At 70.9% G+C, this 13,020-nt stretch carries 12 protein-coding genes; 5 read left to right on the top strand and 7 right to left on the bottom strand.

Features of this window, described 5'->3' with window-relative positions:
- The first annotated feature begins 43 nt into the window (after nucleotides 1-43).
- Nucleotides 44-781 (top strand): YaaA family protein, encoded by a 738-nt coding sequence (locus tag CXP56_RS05485; protein ID WP_028848041.1) that lies wholly within the window; start codon nucleotides 44-46, stop codon nucleotides 779-781.
- Between the two features lie 494 nt (nucleotides 782-1,275).
- Here CXP56_RS05485 and CXP56_RS05490 read toward each other — a convergent pair whose 3' ends face one another.
- A complete protein-coding gene (locus tag CXP56_RS05490; protein WP_286900193.1) occupies nucleotides 1,276-2,181 on the bottom strand; it encodes a serine protein kinase RIO in 906 nt (301 codons plus the stop codon).
- A 530-nt stretch (nucleotides 2,182-2,711) separates the two neighbouring features.
- The gene (locus CXP56_RS05495) at nucleotides 2,712-2,939 is read right to left on the bottom strand and encodes a hypothetical protein (RefSeq protein WP_028848039.1); all 228 of its coding nucleotides are present in this window, start codon (nucleotides 2,937-2,939) and stop codon (nucleotides 2,712-2,714) included.
- A 691-nt stretch (nucleotides 2,940-3,630) separates the two neighbouring features.
- Between CXP56_RS05495 and CXP56_RS05500 the strand changes: the two genes are divergently transcribed.
- Together CXP56_RS05500 and CXP56_RS05505 are read left to right on the top strand one after the other, a co-directional pair.
- Entirely contained in the window at nucleotides 3,631-3,852 is a 222-nt protein-coding gene (locus CXP56_RS05500) for a hypothetical protein (protein WP_028848038.1), read from the top strand.
- Between the two features lie 526 nt (nucleotides 3,853-4,378).
- Nucleotides 4,379-5,926: a DEAD/DEAH box helicase gene (locus CXP56_RS05505; RefSeq protein WP_286900183.1), complete on the top strand. Its 1,548-nt coding sequence runs from the start codon at nucleotides 4,379-4,381 to the stop codon at nucleotides 5,924-5,926.
- A gap of 16 nt (nucleotides 5,927-5,942) precedes the next feature.
- Here the strand turns inward: CXP56_RS05505 and CXP56_RS05510 are convergent, their stop codons facing one another.
- Entirely contained in the window at nucleotides 5,943-6,647 is a 705-nt protein-coding gene (locus CXP56_RS05510) for a PIG-L deacetylase family protein (protein WP_038045308.1), read from the bottom strand.
- Nucleotides 6,648-6,717: 70 nt separating this feature from the next.
- On the opposite strand from CXP56_RS05510, the gene CXP56_RS05515 reads away from it, so the two are divergent.
- Nucleotides 6,718-7,887 (top strand): 8-amino-7-oxononanoate synthase, encoded by a 1,170-nt coding sequence (locus CXP56_RS05515; protein ID WP_286900184.1) that lies wholly within the window; start codon nucleotides 6,718-6,720, stop codon nucleotides 7,885-7,887.
- Here the strand turns inward: CXP56_RS05515 and CXP56_RS05520 are convergent, their stop codons facing one another.
- Together CXP56_RS05520 and CXP56_RS05525 are read right to left on the bottom strand one after the other, a co-directional pair.
- Nucleotides 7,888-8,325: a GNAT family N-acetyltransferase gene (locus tag CXP56_RS05520; RefSeq protein ID WP_038045071.1), complete on the bottom strand. Its 438-nt coding sequence runs from the start codon at nucleotides 8,323-8,325 to the stop codon at nucleotides 7,888-7,890. It abuts the gene before it with no gap.
- 30 nt (nucleotides 8,326-8,355) lie between these two features.
- Nucleotides 8,356-9,180 (bottom strand): S1 family peptidase, encoded by an 825-nt coding sequence (locus CXP56_RS05525; protein WP_286900186.1) that lies wholly within the window; start codon nucleotides 9,178-9,180, stop codon nucleotides 8,356-8,358.
- A gap of 118 nt (nucleotides 9,181-9,298) precedes the next feature.
- On the opposite strand from CXP56_RS05525, the gene CXP56_RS05530 reads away from it, so the two are divergent.
- The gene (locus CXP56_RS05530; RefSeq protein WP_286900188.1) at nucleotides 9,299-10,690 is read left to right on the top strand and encodes a mycothione reductase; all 1,392 of its coding nucleotides are present in this window, start codon (nucleotides 9,299-9,301) and stop codon (nucleotides 10,688-10,690) included.
- Between the two features lie 54 nt (nucleotides 10,691-10,744).
- Here CXP56_RS05530 and map read toward each other — a convergent pair whose 3' ends face one another.
- Both map and CXP56_RS05540 read right to left on the bottom strand, forming a co-directional pair.
- Nucleotides 10,745-11,596 (bottom strand): type I methionyl aminopeptidase, encoded by an 852-nt coding sequence (map, locus tag CXP56_RS05535; RefSeq protein ID WP_038045070.1) that lies wholly within the window; start codon nucleotides 11,594-11,596, stop codon nucleotides 10,745-10,747.
- A 61-nt stretch (nucleotides 11,597-11,657) separates the two neighbouring features.
- Nucleotides 11,658-13,020, bottom strand: a 1,363-nt coding sequence (locus tag CXP56_RS05540) for a penicillin-binding transpeptidase domain-containing protein (protein WP_286900189.1), incomplete at its 5' end; no start/stop codon positions are given.

Raw genomic sequence — 13,020 nt, forward strand, 5'->3', positions numbered from 1 at the left:
GTCCCGTCACCCGCGGCTGGCGCGGCCGCCTAGGCTCACCGGTGTGCTGATCATGCTGCCTCCCTCGGAGTCGAAGTCGTCCGGCAGCGGCGGGACCGACGGTGCGCCGCTTGATCTCGACGTGTTGTCGGCTCCCGAACTGACCCCGACCCGTCGCAAGCTGATCGACACCGTGGTGGAGCTCGCCGCGGACGTACCCGCCAGCCGTGCCGCGCTCGGGCTCAGCGCCAAGCAGGACGCGGAGATCGCCAAGAACGCCCAGCTGTGGACCTCCCCCACAGCGCCCGCGCTGAGCCGCTACACCGGCGTGCTCTACGACGCGCTCGGTGCCAAGAACTTCGATCGCGCGCAACGGGCCAGGGCGGAGCAGCGGCTGGCGATCGCCTCGGCGCTGTTCGGGGTGCTGCGACCGAGCGACCCGATCCCGTCCTACCGGCTGTCCGCGAGCAGCAAACTGCCGGGTGTCGGCTCGCTGCGCACGCTGTGGCGGCCCGCGCTGACTCCGGTGCTGGCTGCGCTGCCGGAGCCGGTGCTGGACCTGCGGTCGGGCGGGTACGCTGCCCTGGCTCCTATGCCGCAAGCGGTGACGGTGCGCGTGGTGGGGCCGGACGGCAGGACAGTCAGCCACTTCAACAAGGCGTACAAAGGCAGGCTCGCCGCCGTGCTGGCGACATCCCCGCGTGCGGCCGGCACGGTGGACGACGTGGTGTCCATCGCCCGCAGTGCCGGCCTGGATCTGCGCCGGACCGGCGAGCGCGAGCTGGAGCTGCACACCGGCTGAGGCGGGCGGACTTGGCCGGTATCGACACCAGCCGATGGGACGCGGAATTGGTGTGCGTGAGGGGTTCGATCGCGGGGAAGTGGCCGCATTGCTGGTACTACCACTACCCGAGTGGCCGGGTCGGACTTGGCGTGGCGTGACGTCGAGTCCAGGCACATGATTCCGGCTGCCGGCCGGGAATTCACCGGCAGGCAGCGGTGACCCGGGCGAGCTGCCGGTGTTCGACCGAATGAGGCCGGCTGCCGGTGTCCGGCGATCACGAACACGCAGACGTCACCGATCCGATCGCGGGGGTAGCTGGGGTGCCGTCCAGTCCCCGTTCACGCGTGCCGGACCAGCGCGGATCCAGCGGTGGCCCGGGGCGAGATGGGCACGCCGTCGCCCGGCCTTCGGATGGTCCTGGGCCGCCTCGGCACGCGCCTGCGCGGAACGGTCGTCGTGCCCTTCACCAAGCCGCGAGCTGCCGAACCTCGGCCCGCGCCTGGGCGGCCGGTTCAGCCGCGTGCCACGTCAAGCAGATCCGCCACGAGGCTGTCCACGTCGGTGACCGATTCCGGCAGCCCGCGGCGGTGGAACCAGGCTGCGACGTTGCGGACGTCGCGTTCCAGGAAGCGTTCACCGTTCGGGTTGATCACCACGTCCACGATCTGTGGCAGATCGATGAGCACCAGCTGCCCGTCGTGCACCAGCAGGTTGTACGCCGACAGGTCGCCGTGGGTGAGGCCGGCGCCCGCCATCAGGTCCAGCAGGGCGACCAGCTGCAGCCACAGCTGGTGCAGCTGCTCGCGATCGGGCCGCAATTGCGCCAGCCGAGGTGCCGCGGTGCCGTCCTGGTCGCCGACGAACTCCATGAGCAGTTCGGTGCCGTCACGCTGCACCGGATACGGCACCGGCGCCCCGATCGACCACAGCGTGCACAGCGCCGAGAACTCGGCCACCGCCCACTGTTCGGCGATCACGTTGCGGCCGAACGAGGTGCGTTTGGCGATCGCCCGCATCTCCCGCGACCGGCGCATGCGCCTGCCTTCCAGATACGCGGCGTCGCGATGGAAGTCACGCCGGTCACTGCTGCGATAGCGCTTGGCGGCGACCAGCATCTGCCTGCCGCCGGGGACACCGCGGCGCAGCAGGTGGACGTCGGCCTCCTTGCCGGACTTGAGCACGCCGAGGTCGGTGTCGACGGCGGCCAGCTCGGTGACCACCCAGTCCGGCCGGGGCGGCGGGCCCTGCTCGGCCCGGTCCCAGGTGCTCCAGCGGTCCGCGCGGCCAGGCACGACGGGGTCGGCTTCGGCGTCCTCCCGCACCCGCGCCAGGCGGGCCTTCTCGTTCTCGGTCAGCCGGCCGCGGCGCGACGGCTGGAGCCGGTCGGGCAGCCGCCTGCGGCGGGCACGGCTCCGCATCGGGCGCTGGTGGGGTGGGAAATCCTCGTGGTCGTACACGTTTCCGGGGTCCTTCGGATCGGGCCCCGGGGCCGGTGCTCAGACCGCTGCCGGGGCAGACGGGACGGGCAGGGAGCTGCCCGGAACCTTCGTCGACATCGGGCACCTCCTTCGCTCTCGTCGCGTTCTGCCTGACTCCAGCGAGTGTGCGCCGGAGGGGGCTGGTGGGCAATCGATTTTCTTCCGGCGAGCCGGACGGTGTGGTTCCAGTTCGCTGGTGCCTGCGCGGGCTCTCACCGTGCGGATAGGGACGACCCCGCAACGGATCGGGGACCCGGGTGATGAGCACGGCGCCCGGCGGTGCCGTCGTCCGGACAGGTGACGGGTCCGGGCGGGAATCGCCGGATGCTGGCACGTGTTCGGGCGGGAATCGCCAGATGCTGGTGTGTGTTCGGGCGGGAATCGCCGGGCGCTGGTGTGTGCGAAACGCACGCTGCCGGCCGGGTCGGTCCCGGCCGGCAGCACGAAGGGTGGTGGATTCCGGCGTGCTGTCACTCCACGTACAGCGCGATGCGGCCGCTCGGGTAGTGGTAGTACCAGCACTTCGTCCAGGCTCCCGCCAGCTGCCCCATGACGCACACGAATTCCGCTTCCCGCTGGCTCTGGTAGTAACCCACGAGCCGCTCCGCGGTGGCGTGCTCGGTCGCGGCCGATGCGGCCGGGGCGGCGATGCCGGTGAATGCGGTGGCCATGGCGGCAGCGGCAAGGATCCGCTTCATCGCGTGACGTTCCCTCCGATTCACGATCGCCAACGGTCGATGTGTTCCGCACCAGGCACGGTCAGCGCGTCGGTGTGGTTCAGCCGGGCAGGCGTCGATCGTGCCCACGGTGTGTGGCGGCGGTTGCGCCTGGAGCGGCAACGCCGGCGAGAGCACCAGCCATGGCGAACGCAACGAAAATCCGCTTCACGCGCGATTCGTTCCCTGCCCGCTGGAACAGCCGGCATGTCCTGCTCCGTCGCACGCCGGGCTTCCGGCCGGGACTGCCGACCCCGGCAAGCAGCATCCGCCTACTCCGACACACACACCCGAACCCCCAGCCCGGACTGCCGACCCCGGCGAACAGCATCCGCCTACTCCGTCGCACAGCCGGACTTCCCATCTTGGTTCAGCCGCATCGGCACAGACGACCGCGTCCCTTCGCTTTCCCGCTTACCGGAAGCGTCCGTATCGTCGTCCGATCGCCGGTTCGTCAGCCTTCACGTACGGATTCCGGCAGCACGCCGTTTGTGCGATTCGGCCCCCTCTGATCAACCCTCCCTGGGGCAGCCCGGCCAATGTGCACACGCACTGTGCCCGTTCGTGACAAACCCATGGAGACATCAACCAAATCGGAGAATCCTTCACGTGCGTGTTGCGTGGAGCACCGAGCGCTCCACCGAACACCCCGAACGACCAGAGGGGAACGAGCATGGTGAAGCGAATCCTCGCCACGGTCGCCCTGGCAGGGGCGCTTTTGGGTGTTGCCGCACCGGCTGCGTCGGCGGCAACCACGGCTGCGAGGTACGTGGGGACTTTCCGTGCCGTTTCCGACGCCACCGCATACTGCCATTTCGGCGTCCAGCAAGGCTGGTGGCACCTTTGCTCACTGAAGCAGCGGGGCGACGGACTGATCGAGCTGTACGTGGCCTGATGCGCGTCCCTCGGCCGTCGGCCGGGCATGCCAAACCGGCCGACGGCCTGCCGCTCGCGGGGTACCGACGGTCCGCCACGCGCCCCTGGCGGCCACATAGCAGCCCCGAGCCGAGGTGGCATCTGGACCGCGGTACGAGCACGTCGTGTGTCCAGACGGATCGGTGCCCGCGACGCGCGCCAGCGGCGAACTCGTGCCGGCCGACGGCCGGCTCGCCTCGGCATAGCCCGATCACATCTCCCGCAGGCGGCCGAGGTGGCAAGCTTCAGCCCCGCGCCCGCCGCGCCCACGACACCATTCCGCTCCCTGTGTGCGGGCTCTTGCCGCCCTGTCCGGACGACCGGCGTCGCAATGACTACGCGCCCGAGGTGACACCGGTCATGCCCGGCGGGCGCTCCTCAGCGGACTCAGGTAGCGTGAGGATGTTCATCGACGACGCAGATCGCGTCGGGTCCGTCCCATCCTCGCTCACCGCGTTCGCGCGCCCGGAGCCTGACGGTGACGTACCACCCACCGAAAGGCTCACATGGCACAGCAGAACTTCCGCACCCGCGCGCGCTCTTCCTACGGCGGCGCCAAGCCTCGACGCACCGGGGGTAACGGCCGTTTCCGCGCCGACGACCGCGCAGGATCCCGAGATCACCAACGACAGGCCACGGCTCCCGAGCACGCTCCGCGCGCGAGCAAGCCGCGCCACCGCAAACACCGGCCTGACCGCGGCGACTACCGCCCGCAACGGCCGGACCGTACTACGCAGCGCCCCACCGCACACGGTCACCGGCCGAGCACACCCGGCATCGACGCCACCGCGCTCGGCAAGGCCGGTGACAACCTGACCAGTTCCGGCACGTTCGAATCGTTCGCACTCCCGGCTCCGCTGCTGCGGGCGCTGCACGCCCAGGGCATCCACGCACCGTTCCCGATCCAGGCCGCGACGCTGCCGGACGCCATCGCCGGGCGTGACGTGCTCGGCAGGGCGCAGACCGGCTCCGGCAAGACCCTGGCCTTCGGCTTGGCCCTGCTGGCCCGGCTGCACGGCGGCAAGGCCGTGCCCGGCAGGCCGCGGGCACTCGTTCTGGTGCCCACCCGGGAGCTGGCCATGCAGGTCGCGGACGCGCTGACGCCGCTGGCCAAGGCCACCGGGCTGTGGGTCCGCACGGTGGTAGGCGGCATGTCGTTCGACCGTCAGGCCCAGGTGCTACGGCGCGGCGTCGACCTGGTCATCGCCACCCCAGGACGGCTGGCCGACCACGTCCGCCAGGGAACCTGTGCGCTGTCGCAGACCGCCATGGTCGCCGTCGACGAGGCCGACCGGATGGCGGACATGGGCTTCCTGCCGCAGGTGCGCGAGATCCTCGACCTGACCCCGGCGTCGGGCCAGCGGCTGCTCTTCTCCGCCACGCTGGACGGCGCGGTCGGCACGCTGGTCGGCGACTACCTCACCGATCCGGTCGAGCACAGCGTCGCGCCGGTCACCGCGAGCGTCGGCACCATGGATCATCACGTCTTCCAGGTCGCGCACACCGACAAGCAAGCCGTGGCCGCCGCCATCGGCGCCCGCCCCGGCCGCACCATCCTGTTCGTACGCACCAAGCACCACGCCGACCGCGTCGCCAGGCAGATGCGCAACGTGGGGGTTCCGGCCGCGGCGCTGCACGGCGGCAAGACACAGGGGCAGCGCAACCGCGTCCTCGCCGAGTTCAAGGACGGCCGGTGCTCCGCCCTGGTGGCCACCGACGTCGCCGCGCGCGGAATCCACGTCGACGACGTGAGCCTGGTCGTGCACGTCGACCCGCCGAACGACGCCAAGGACTACCTGCACCGCGCGGGCCGAACCGCACGAGCCGGGGCCGCAGGCACGGTCGTCACGCTGATGACGCCGGAGCAGAAGCACACCGTGCGCCGGATCGCCCAGCAGGCGGGCGTGCGGCCCGCCATCATCCCGGTGCGCCCCGGCGACACCGAGCTGGCGCGGATCACCGGCGCGCAGCACCCGTCCGGTGTGCCGCTGCGCGACCCGGCCGACCGGCGCACCAGCAACCGGAAGGCACCGCAGCGGCGGGGTCGTCGCTGACGGCGGCTGCCCCGGCTCACATCGTCAGCAGCTCGAACGAGCACGCCAGCGGGCAGCCGAACTGCGCGCCTGCCTGTTCGGCCATGTCGCGCAGGAACGGTTCCGGGTCGGCCAGCTCGCCCTCCAACGCGGCCAGATAGGCCGCATGGGCGCGCAGCGAGGCGACCGAAGCCTCGAAACTGCCGGTGATGTCCACGGCGTGGGTCGGGTGCGGTGAACCGGGCAGCGCCACCCAGCGCACCCCGTCCCACTTCTCCAGGCCGTCCTCCAGCAGCTCGCGGAACACCCAGCGGTTGGCCGCGTCGCGCACCGCGTCCAGCGTCGCCTGGCCCGCCACCCGGTGGTCGGCCATGTTGAGCGCACCGCCCGGCCAGGTCTCCCGGAAGTTGTTGGTGATCACCAGCTCGGGCCGGTACCTGCGGATGGCGGCCGCGATGTCCCGCCGCAACGCCAGCGACGGCTCCAGCACCCCGTCCGGATAGTCCAGGAACTCCACGTCGGTCACACCCACGATGGCCGCGCTCTCCCGCTGCTCGCGCTCGCGCACCCGGGCGGCCTCGGCCGGCTCCATGGTGTCGATGCCTGCTTCTCCCCGGGTCAGCAGCAGATAGGCGATCTTCTTGCCTTCCGCGGTCCAGCGCGCGACCGCGCCTGCCGCCCCGTACTCCATGTCGTCCGGGTGCGCCACGACGGCCAGCGCCCTGGTGAAATCCGACGGCATCGCGGCGAGCTCGCTCACATGCCCCCACCTCCTCGGACCGAAACTAGTCCCCAGGTGCGACACTGCCCAAGTGACACAAGGCAGTGATGGCGAGCACGTCTTCGACTGGCTGGACGACGAGGCCGGCAAGCGGGCCGAAGCCGGGCTGGTGCGCAGGCTCCGGCCGCGGTCGGCCGCCGAACGCGCGGCCGGTGTGCTCGACCTGGCCAGCAACGACTACCTCGGCCTTGCCACGGACAAGCGCGTCGCGGGAGCCGCCGCAGCGGCGGCACTGCGGTGGGGCGCAGGCTCCACCGGGTCGCGCCTGGTGACCGGGACGACCGAGCTGCACGCCGAACTGGAACGAGAACTGGCCCGGTTCTGCGGCGCCGAGGCCGCCCTGGTGTTCTCCTCCGGGTTCATGGCCAACCTGGGCGCGGTCACCGCGCTCACCGGACGGGACAGCGCCATCGTCACCGACCGCTACATCCACGCGTCGTTGATCGAGGGCTGCCGCCTGTCACGCGCCGACATCGCCGTGGTGGCGCACAACGACCCGGAAGCCGTGGCGCACGCGCTGCGCACGCGGCGGCATCGCCGGGCCCTGGTGGTGACCGACGCGGTGTTCTCCGTCGACGGCGACCTGGCCCCCCTGTCGGAGCTGGCCGCCGCGTGCCGGGAGCACGGTGCCGCCCTCCTGGCGGACGATGCGCATGGCCTGGGTGTGCTGGGCGACGGTGGCCGCGGCGCGGTCCACGCCGCGGGACTGGCCGGCGCGCCGGATGTCGTCACGACCATCACGCTTTCCAAGTCACTCGGCTCCCAGGGCGGCGCTGTGCTGGGGCCGAAGCGGGTGATCCGGCACCTGGTCGAGACCGCGCGGTCGTTCATCTTCGACACCGGGCTGGCACCGGGGAGCGCTGCCGCCGCCTTGGCCGCGCTCGGCGTGCTGCGCGACGAACCCGGCCGGCCGCAGCAGGTGCTCGAAGTGGCCAGCCGGCTGTCGCAACGGCTTGCCGACGCGGGGCTGCGCGTGAGCACCCCCGACGCCGCAGTGGTGTCCGTCCGCGCGCCGTCACCCGACGACGCGGTGGCCTGGGCAGCGCGCTGCGCCGAACAAGGAGTCCGGGTGGGATGCTTCCGTCCCCCGTCGGTCCCGGACGGCATCTCGCGGCTGCGCCTGACCGCCCGCGCCACGCTCACCGAGGCGGACATCGACCGTGCGGTCGACGTGATCGTCACGACGGCGCCGCGCCGGTAGTCAGCCACCCGGCCTGCGCATCCGCACGTGCGGGATGCCGTCCTCCTCGACGTACTCCTCGCCGTCGATCCGATAGCCGAAGCGGGCGTAGAACCCGGTCGCCGTGGTCTGGGACTCGAGCACCGACTCGCGATCGGCGATGTGCCGCATGGCGGCCTCCATCAACCGCGCGCCGAGCCCGGTGCCCCGGACCGCCTGCGCGGTGCACACCCGGCCGACCCGCACCACGTCACCCTCGTCGAGCAACCGCAGGCATCCGTCCACTCGGCCGCCGTCGCCCGGCTGCCACAGATGGAGCGTGACCGGAAGCAGGTCCAGCCCGTCCAACTCGGGATAGGCGGCCTGCTGCTCGACCACGAACACGTCGACCCGCAGCCGTAGCAGCGCATACAGCTGGGCGGCGGTGAGCTGGTCCCCGCGAGCCGCGACGATGGTCATACGCCGCATCCTGGCACATCGGGCCGGACGTCAGCGGCCGGAGACACCGAGCAGACCTGCTCCGGAGATCGCTCCGTCGCCGTCGTCGGCCCTGACGATGTCCTCGACGAGGGCGCGTACCTCCGTGTACACCCCGGGCTTGCCCGGCCGCGCACAGCCCTCACCCCACGAGACCAGGCCGATCAGTTTCCCGCGCACCACGAGCGGGCCACCCGAATCGCCCTGGCAGGCGTCGACGCCTCCGTCGTCGTAGCCCGCGCAGACCATGACCTCGGGAACGTACTGCACATACGCCTGCGAACAGACTCGGTCGGAACGCACCGGCACCTCGGCGCTGCGCAGCACCGGCGACGACTGACCGCCCTCCGCGGTGTAACCCCAGCCCAGCACGGTCGCCTTCCGGCCCGCTTGGTACAGATCGTCGTCCGCTTCGCCCGCCAGGCGGACCGGCCGATACGGCAACGGGCCGGCAAGTTCCAGCACGGCCACGTCGTATCCGCGCACCGCATTGCGGAACCGCGGGTGCACCCAAATCCGGCGCACACCGACCTCGCGCCCGGCATCGGTACGGGTGTCCTCGCGTCCGGCGACCACGATCAGCGCATCGGCGTCCACGTTGGCCACACAGTGCGCCGCCGTCACCACCCTGGCCGGCGCGAACAATGCCGCTCCGCAGAACTGACGCCCCCGCCTGTCCGCCAAGTACGCCACGTACGGGTAGTCGCGAATCCGTGCCTGCTGCCCGCCGACGATCTCCGCTTGCGACGTCCCACCCGGTTCGGCGCTGCCCGGCACCACACTCAGCAGCGACGCCACCACCGCCAGCACGCCGACGAAGCACGTTCTCCCTCGCATGAGGGCGACCCTAGGTCTCGGCGCCTGTTCGCACGCTCAACGAATCGGACTTCGCCACCGAGTTCACTCCAGTGAGCCACCAGGGAACACTCACCGTCGCAAGACGGTTGACTATCACGTGCAGCACTTCGATTTGGTGATCATCGGCACCGGGTCCGGCAATTCCATCCTCGACCAGCGGTTCACCGGCATGAAGGTGGCCATCGTCGAGAAGGGCACGTTCGGCGGCACCTGCCTGAACGTGGGATGCATCCCGACCAAGATGTTCGTGCACACCGCCGACGTGGCGTCCACGGCGGCGAACGGCCACCGGCTCGGCGTCGACGCCGAGCTGTCCGGGGTGCGCTGGGCGGACGTGCGGGACCGGATCTTCGGCCGCATCGATCCGATCGCCGAGGGCGGGCGGACCTACCGCATCGAGCACCCGGACAACGCCAACGTCACGGTGTTCGAGGGCACGGCCCGCTTCACCGGTCTGCGCCGGCTGGAAGTCACGCCCAACGACGGCGGCAGCCCGCAGCAGATCACCGCCGAGCGCATCGTGCTGGCCGCGGGCAGCCGCCCGGTCGTGCCGGACCTGCCCGGGCTGGATCAGGTCGCCTACCACACCTCGGACACCATCATGCGGCTGGACAAGCTGCCGGACAGCGTGGTGATCCTGGGCAGCGGCTTCATCGCCGCCGAGTTCGCGCACATCATGTCGTCGTTCGGGGTCGAGGTCACCATGGTGGCGCGGACCAACCGCATCCTGCGCGACCAGGACGGCGCGATCAGCGAGCGGATCACCCAGATCGCCGCGCGGAAGTGGGATCTGCGCCTGGAGTCGCACGCGCAGGCCGTCCGGCCCAGCGAGAACGGCGTGGCCGTCGAGCTGTCCACGGCACGCGGCCCGGAAACCGTCGAGGCCGGGCTGTTGCTGATCGCCGTCGGCAGGAAGCCGAACACCGACCTGCTCGACGTGGCAGCGGGTGGTATCAAGACGGTGGACGGCCGGGTGTGGGTCGACGATTACCAGCGGACGTCGGCCGACGGCGTGTACGCACTGGGCGACATCAGCTCACCGGACCAGCTCAAGCACGTGGCCAACCACGAAGCTCGCGTGGTCCAGCACAACCTGCTGCACCCGGACGACCCGATCGCCGCCAACCACGCTCACATTCCGAAGGCGGTGTTCACGTCCCCGCAGATCGCCTCGGTCGGCCGCACCGAGGAGCAGCTGAAGGCCGAAGGCGTGCCGTACGTCGTCGGTACCCAGGCCTATGCGGACATCGCCTACGGCTGGGCGATGGAGGACACCACCGGTTTCGCCAAGGTGCTGGCCGACCCGGAGTCCGGCAGGCTGCTCGGCGTGCACATCATCGGGCCGCAGGCCCCGACGGTGATCCAGCCGGCGATCCAGGCGATGAGTTTCGGACTGGACGCCAAGCGCATGGCGCGCGGCCAGTACTGGATTCACCCGGCGATGCCGGAGGTGCTGGAGAACGCGCTGCTCAACCTGCCGCTGAAGTAGCCGAGGGCCGACAGCGGAGCGCATTTCGTGCCGTCGTCTCCGCGGCCGGTCGGCTCACGGCAGGGTGAGGATCTCCGCTCCTTCCGCGGTGACCAGGATGGTGTGCTCGAACTGGGCGGTCCACTTCTTGTCCTTCGTGGTGACCGTCCAGCCGTCGTCCCAGATCTCGTACTCGATGGTGCCCAAGGTGATCATCGGCTCGATGGTGAACGTCATGCCTTCCTCGATCACCGTGGTCACCGACGGCTCCTCGTAGTGCAGCACGGTCGGCGCGGTGTGGAAGGCCGGGCCGACGCCGTGGCCGGTGAAGTCGCGCACCACGCCGTAGCCGAACCGCTTGGCGTACGACTCGATCACCCGGCCGATCACGTTCAGCTGCCTGCCGGGGCGCACCGCCTTGATCGCCCGCATGGTGGCTTCCTTGGTGCGCTCGACCAGCAGCCGGGCCTCCTCGGACACCTCGCCCGCCAGGAACGTGGCGTTGGTGTCGCCGTGCACGCCACCGATGTAGGCGGTGACGTCGATGTTGCAGATGTCCCCGTCCTGGATCACGGTCGAATCCGGGATGCCGTGACAGATGACCTCGTTCAGCGAAGTGCAGCACGACTTGGGGTAACCGCGGTAGCCGAGCGTGGACGGATAGGCGCCGTGGTCGCACAGGAACTCGTGCACCACCTTGTCGATGTCGTCGGTGGTGGCCCCCGGCTTGACCGCCTTGCCACCCTCCTCCAGCGCCTGCGCGGCGATCCGGCACGCCACTCGCATGGCCTCGATCACCTCGGGGGTGCGCACACCGTTGCCCTCCACCCGCTGCGGAGCGGGTTTGCCCACGTACTCCGGGCGTTCGATGTGCGGCGGCACAGGGCGACGCGGGCTTTGCACTCCGGGCTGCAACGGTTCACGCATACTTCGACCTTACTGCGGCGCGTCGCGCGGCGAAGCCGGGGCGGCAGGCACAGCGCAGACGTCACAGGCCGGCCAGGAACGCCTTGCTGATCTCGACCGCGGGAGCCGATGTCTCGCCGCCGACGACCAGCACCGCGAACGCCACGTCGCCTCGGTATCCGGCAAACCATCCGTGCGAGTGCTTGCCGTCGCCGAACTGCGCGGTTCCGGTCTTGCCGTGCACCGGTCCCAGCCCCCGCAGCGCGGTCGCCGTGCCCTGCGTGACCACCTGGCGCATCATGTCGCGCAGGGCCGCGGCGTGCTCCTTGCGCAGCGGCCGGCCCAGACCGGTGGCTTTCGTCTTCTCGCCCTTCACCAGGGTGGGCACCGGCGTCTTGCCCGCCCGGACCGTGGCCGCCGCCAAGGCCATGCCGAACGGGCTGGCCAGCACCTTGCCCTGCCCGAAGCCGTTCTCCGCACGCTGCACCAGCGATCCGGACGGCGGCACCGACCCGGTGATGGTGGTGATGCCGGGGATGACGAAGTCCGCGCCGATGCCCAGGTCGCGAGCGGCCTCGGTGAGCGCGTCGGCGGGCAGGCGCGCGGCCAGCCGGGCGAACGTGGTGTTGCACGACTTGGCGAACGCCTGTGCCAGCGGCACGGTGCCGAGCTGGAAGCGGCCCTCGTTGGGCACCAGCCTGCCACCGATCACCGTCGTGCCGGGACAGTCGACCTTGCTGCGCGGGGACACCTCGCCCGCTCGCAATGCGGCAAGCGCGGTGGCCATCTTGAACGTCGAGCCCGGCGGGAAGCGGCCGATGAGCGAGATCGCGCCCTGCTTGTCCGCGGCCTCGTTCTGGGCGACCGCGAGGATGCCGCCGGAGGACGGCTGCAGCGCCACCAGGGCCGCCGGCTTGCGCTCGCGGTCCACGGCCTTCTCGGCCGCCCTGAGCACGTCCAGGCTGATCGTGGTTTGCACCGCCTTGGCCGGCTTCGGGTCCACCCGGTGCAGTTCGGCCACCTCGGCGCCGAGGGAGTCCTTGGCCACCACCCGCCAGCCCGCCTCCCCGGTGACCCGGTCGGTGACCAAGGTGCGGATGGCGGGCAGCAGCTGGGATCCGAGGTCGCGGGACGGCGGCAGCAACCGGGTCTGCCGGACGAACTTGACCCCGGGCAGGTCGTAGATGGCCGGTTTCACCGACTGGTAGTCGTGCTCGCGCAGCACGGCGACGACGGTCGAGGCGTTCTTGCCGGTGGCTTTGCGGGCCGCGGCCAGAATCGACCGCTCGGTGATCGTCCGGTCGAAGCGTTTCAACGACGCGGCCAGCGACTTGGCGACCGTGTGCACGCCGCCGGACTGCCTGGCCTCGTCCGGATACAGCATGATCGACACGACGTACCCGGGCTCGAGCACGTTCGCGCCGCTGCGGTCCAGCACCGGAGCG

This window comes from Thermocrispum sp., from assembly GCF_002919275.1.
Classification (GTDB): Bacteria; Actinomycetota; Actinomycetes; order Mycobacteriales; family Pseudonocardiaceae; genus Thermocrispum; species Thermocrispum agreste.

Bases quoted from the DNA above. Each gene is read 5' to 3' on its own strand.
- CXP56_RS05490 (WP_286900193.1), bottom strand. From the start codon at position 2,181: ATGCGGAGCCGTGCCCGCCGCAGGCGGCTGCCCGACCGGCTCCAGCCG.
- CXP56_RS05495 (WP_028848039.1), bottom strand. From the start codon at position 2,939: ATGAAGCGGATCCTTGCCGCTGCCGCCATGGCCACCGCATTCACCGGC.
- CXP56_RS05500 (WP_028848038.1), top strand. From the start codon at position 3,631: ATGGTGAAGCGAATCCTCGCCACGGTCGCCCTGGCAGGGGCGCTTTTG.
- CXP56_RS05505 (WP_286900183.1), top strand. From the start codon at position 4,379: ATGGCACAGCAGAACTTCCGCACCCGCGCGCGCTCTTCCTACGGCGGC.
- CXP56_RS05510 (WP_038045308.1), bottom strand. From the start codon at position 6,647: ATGCCGTCGGATTTCACCAGGGCGCTGGCCGTCGTGGCGCACCCGGAC.
- CXP56_RS05520 (WP_038045071.1), bottom strand. From the start codon at position 8,325: ATGACCATCGTCGCGGCTCGCGGGGACCAGCTCACCGCCGCCCAGCTG.
- CXP56_RS05525 (WP_286900186.1), bottom strand. From the start codon at position 9,180: ATGCGAGGGAGAACGTGCTTCGTCGGCGTGCTGGCGGTGGTGGCGTCG.
- map (WP_038045070.1), bottom strand. From the start codon at position 11,596: ATGCGTGAACCGTTGCAGCCCGGAGTGCAAAGCCCGCGTCGCCCTGTG.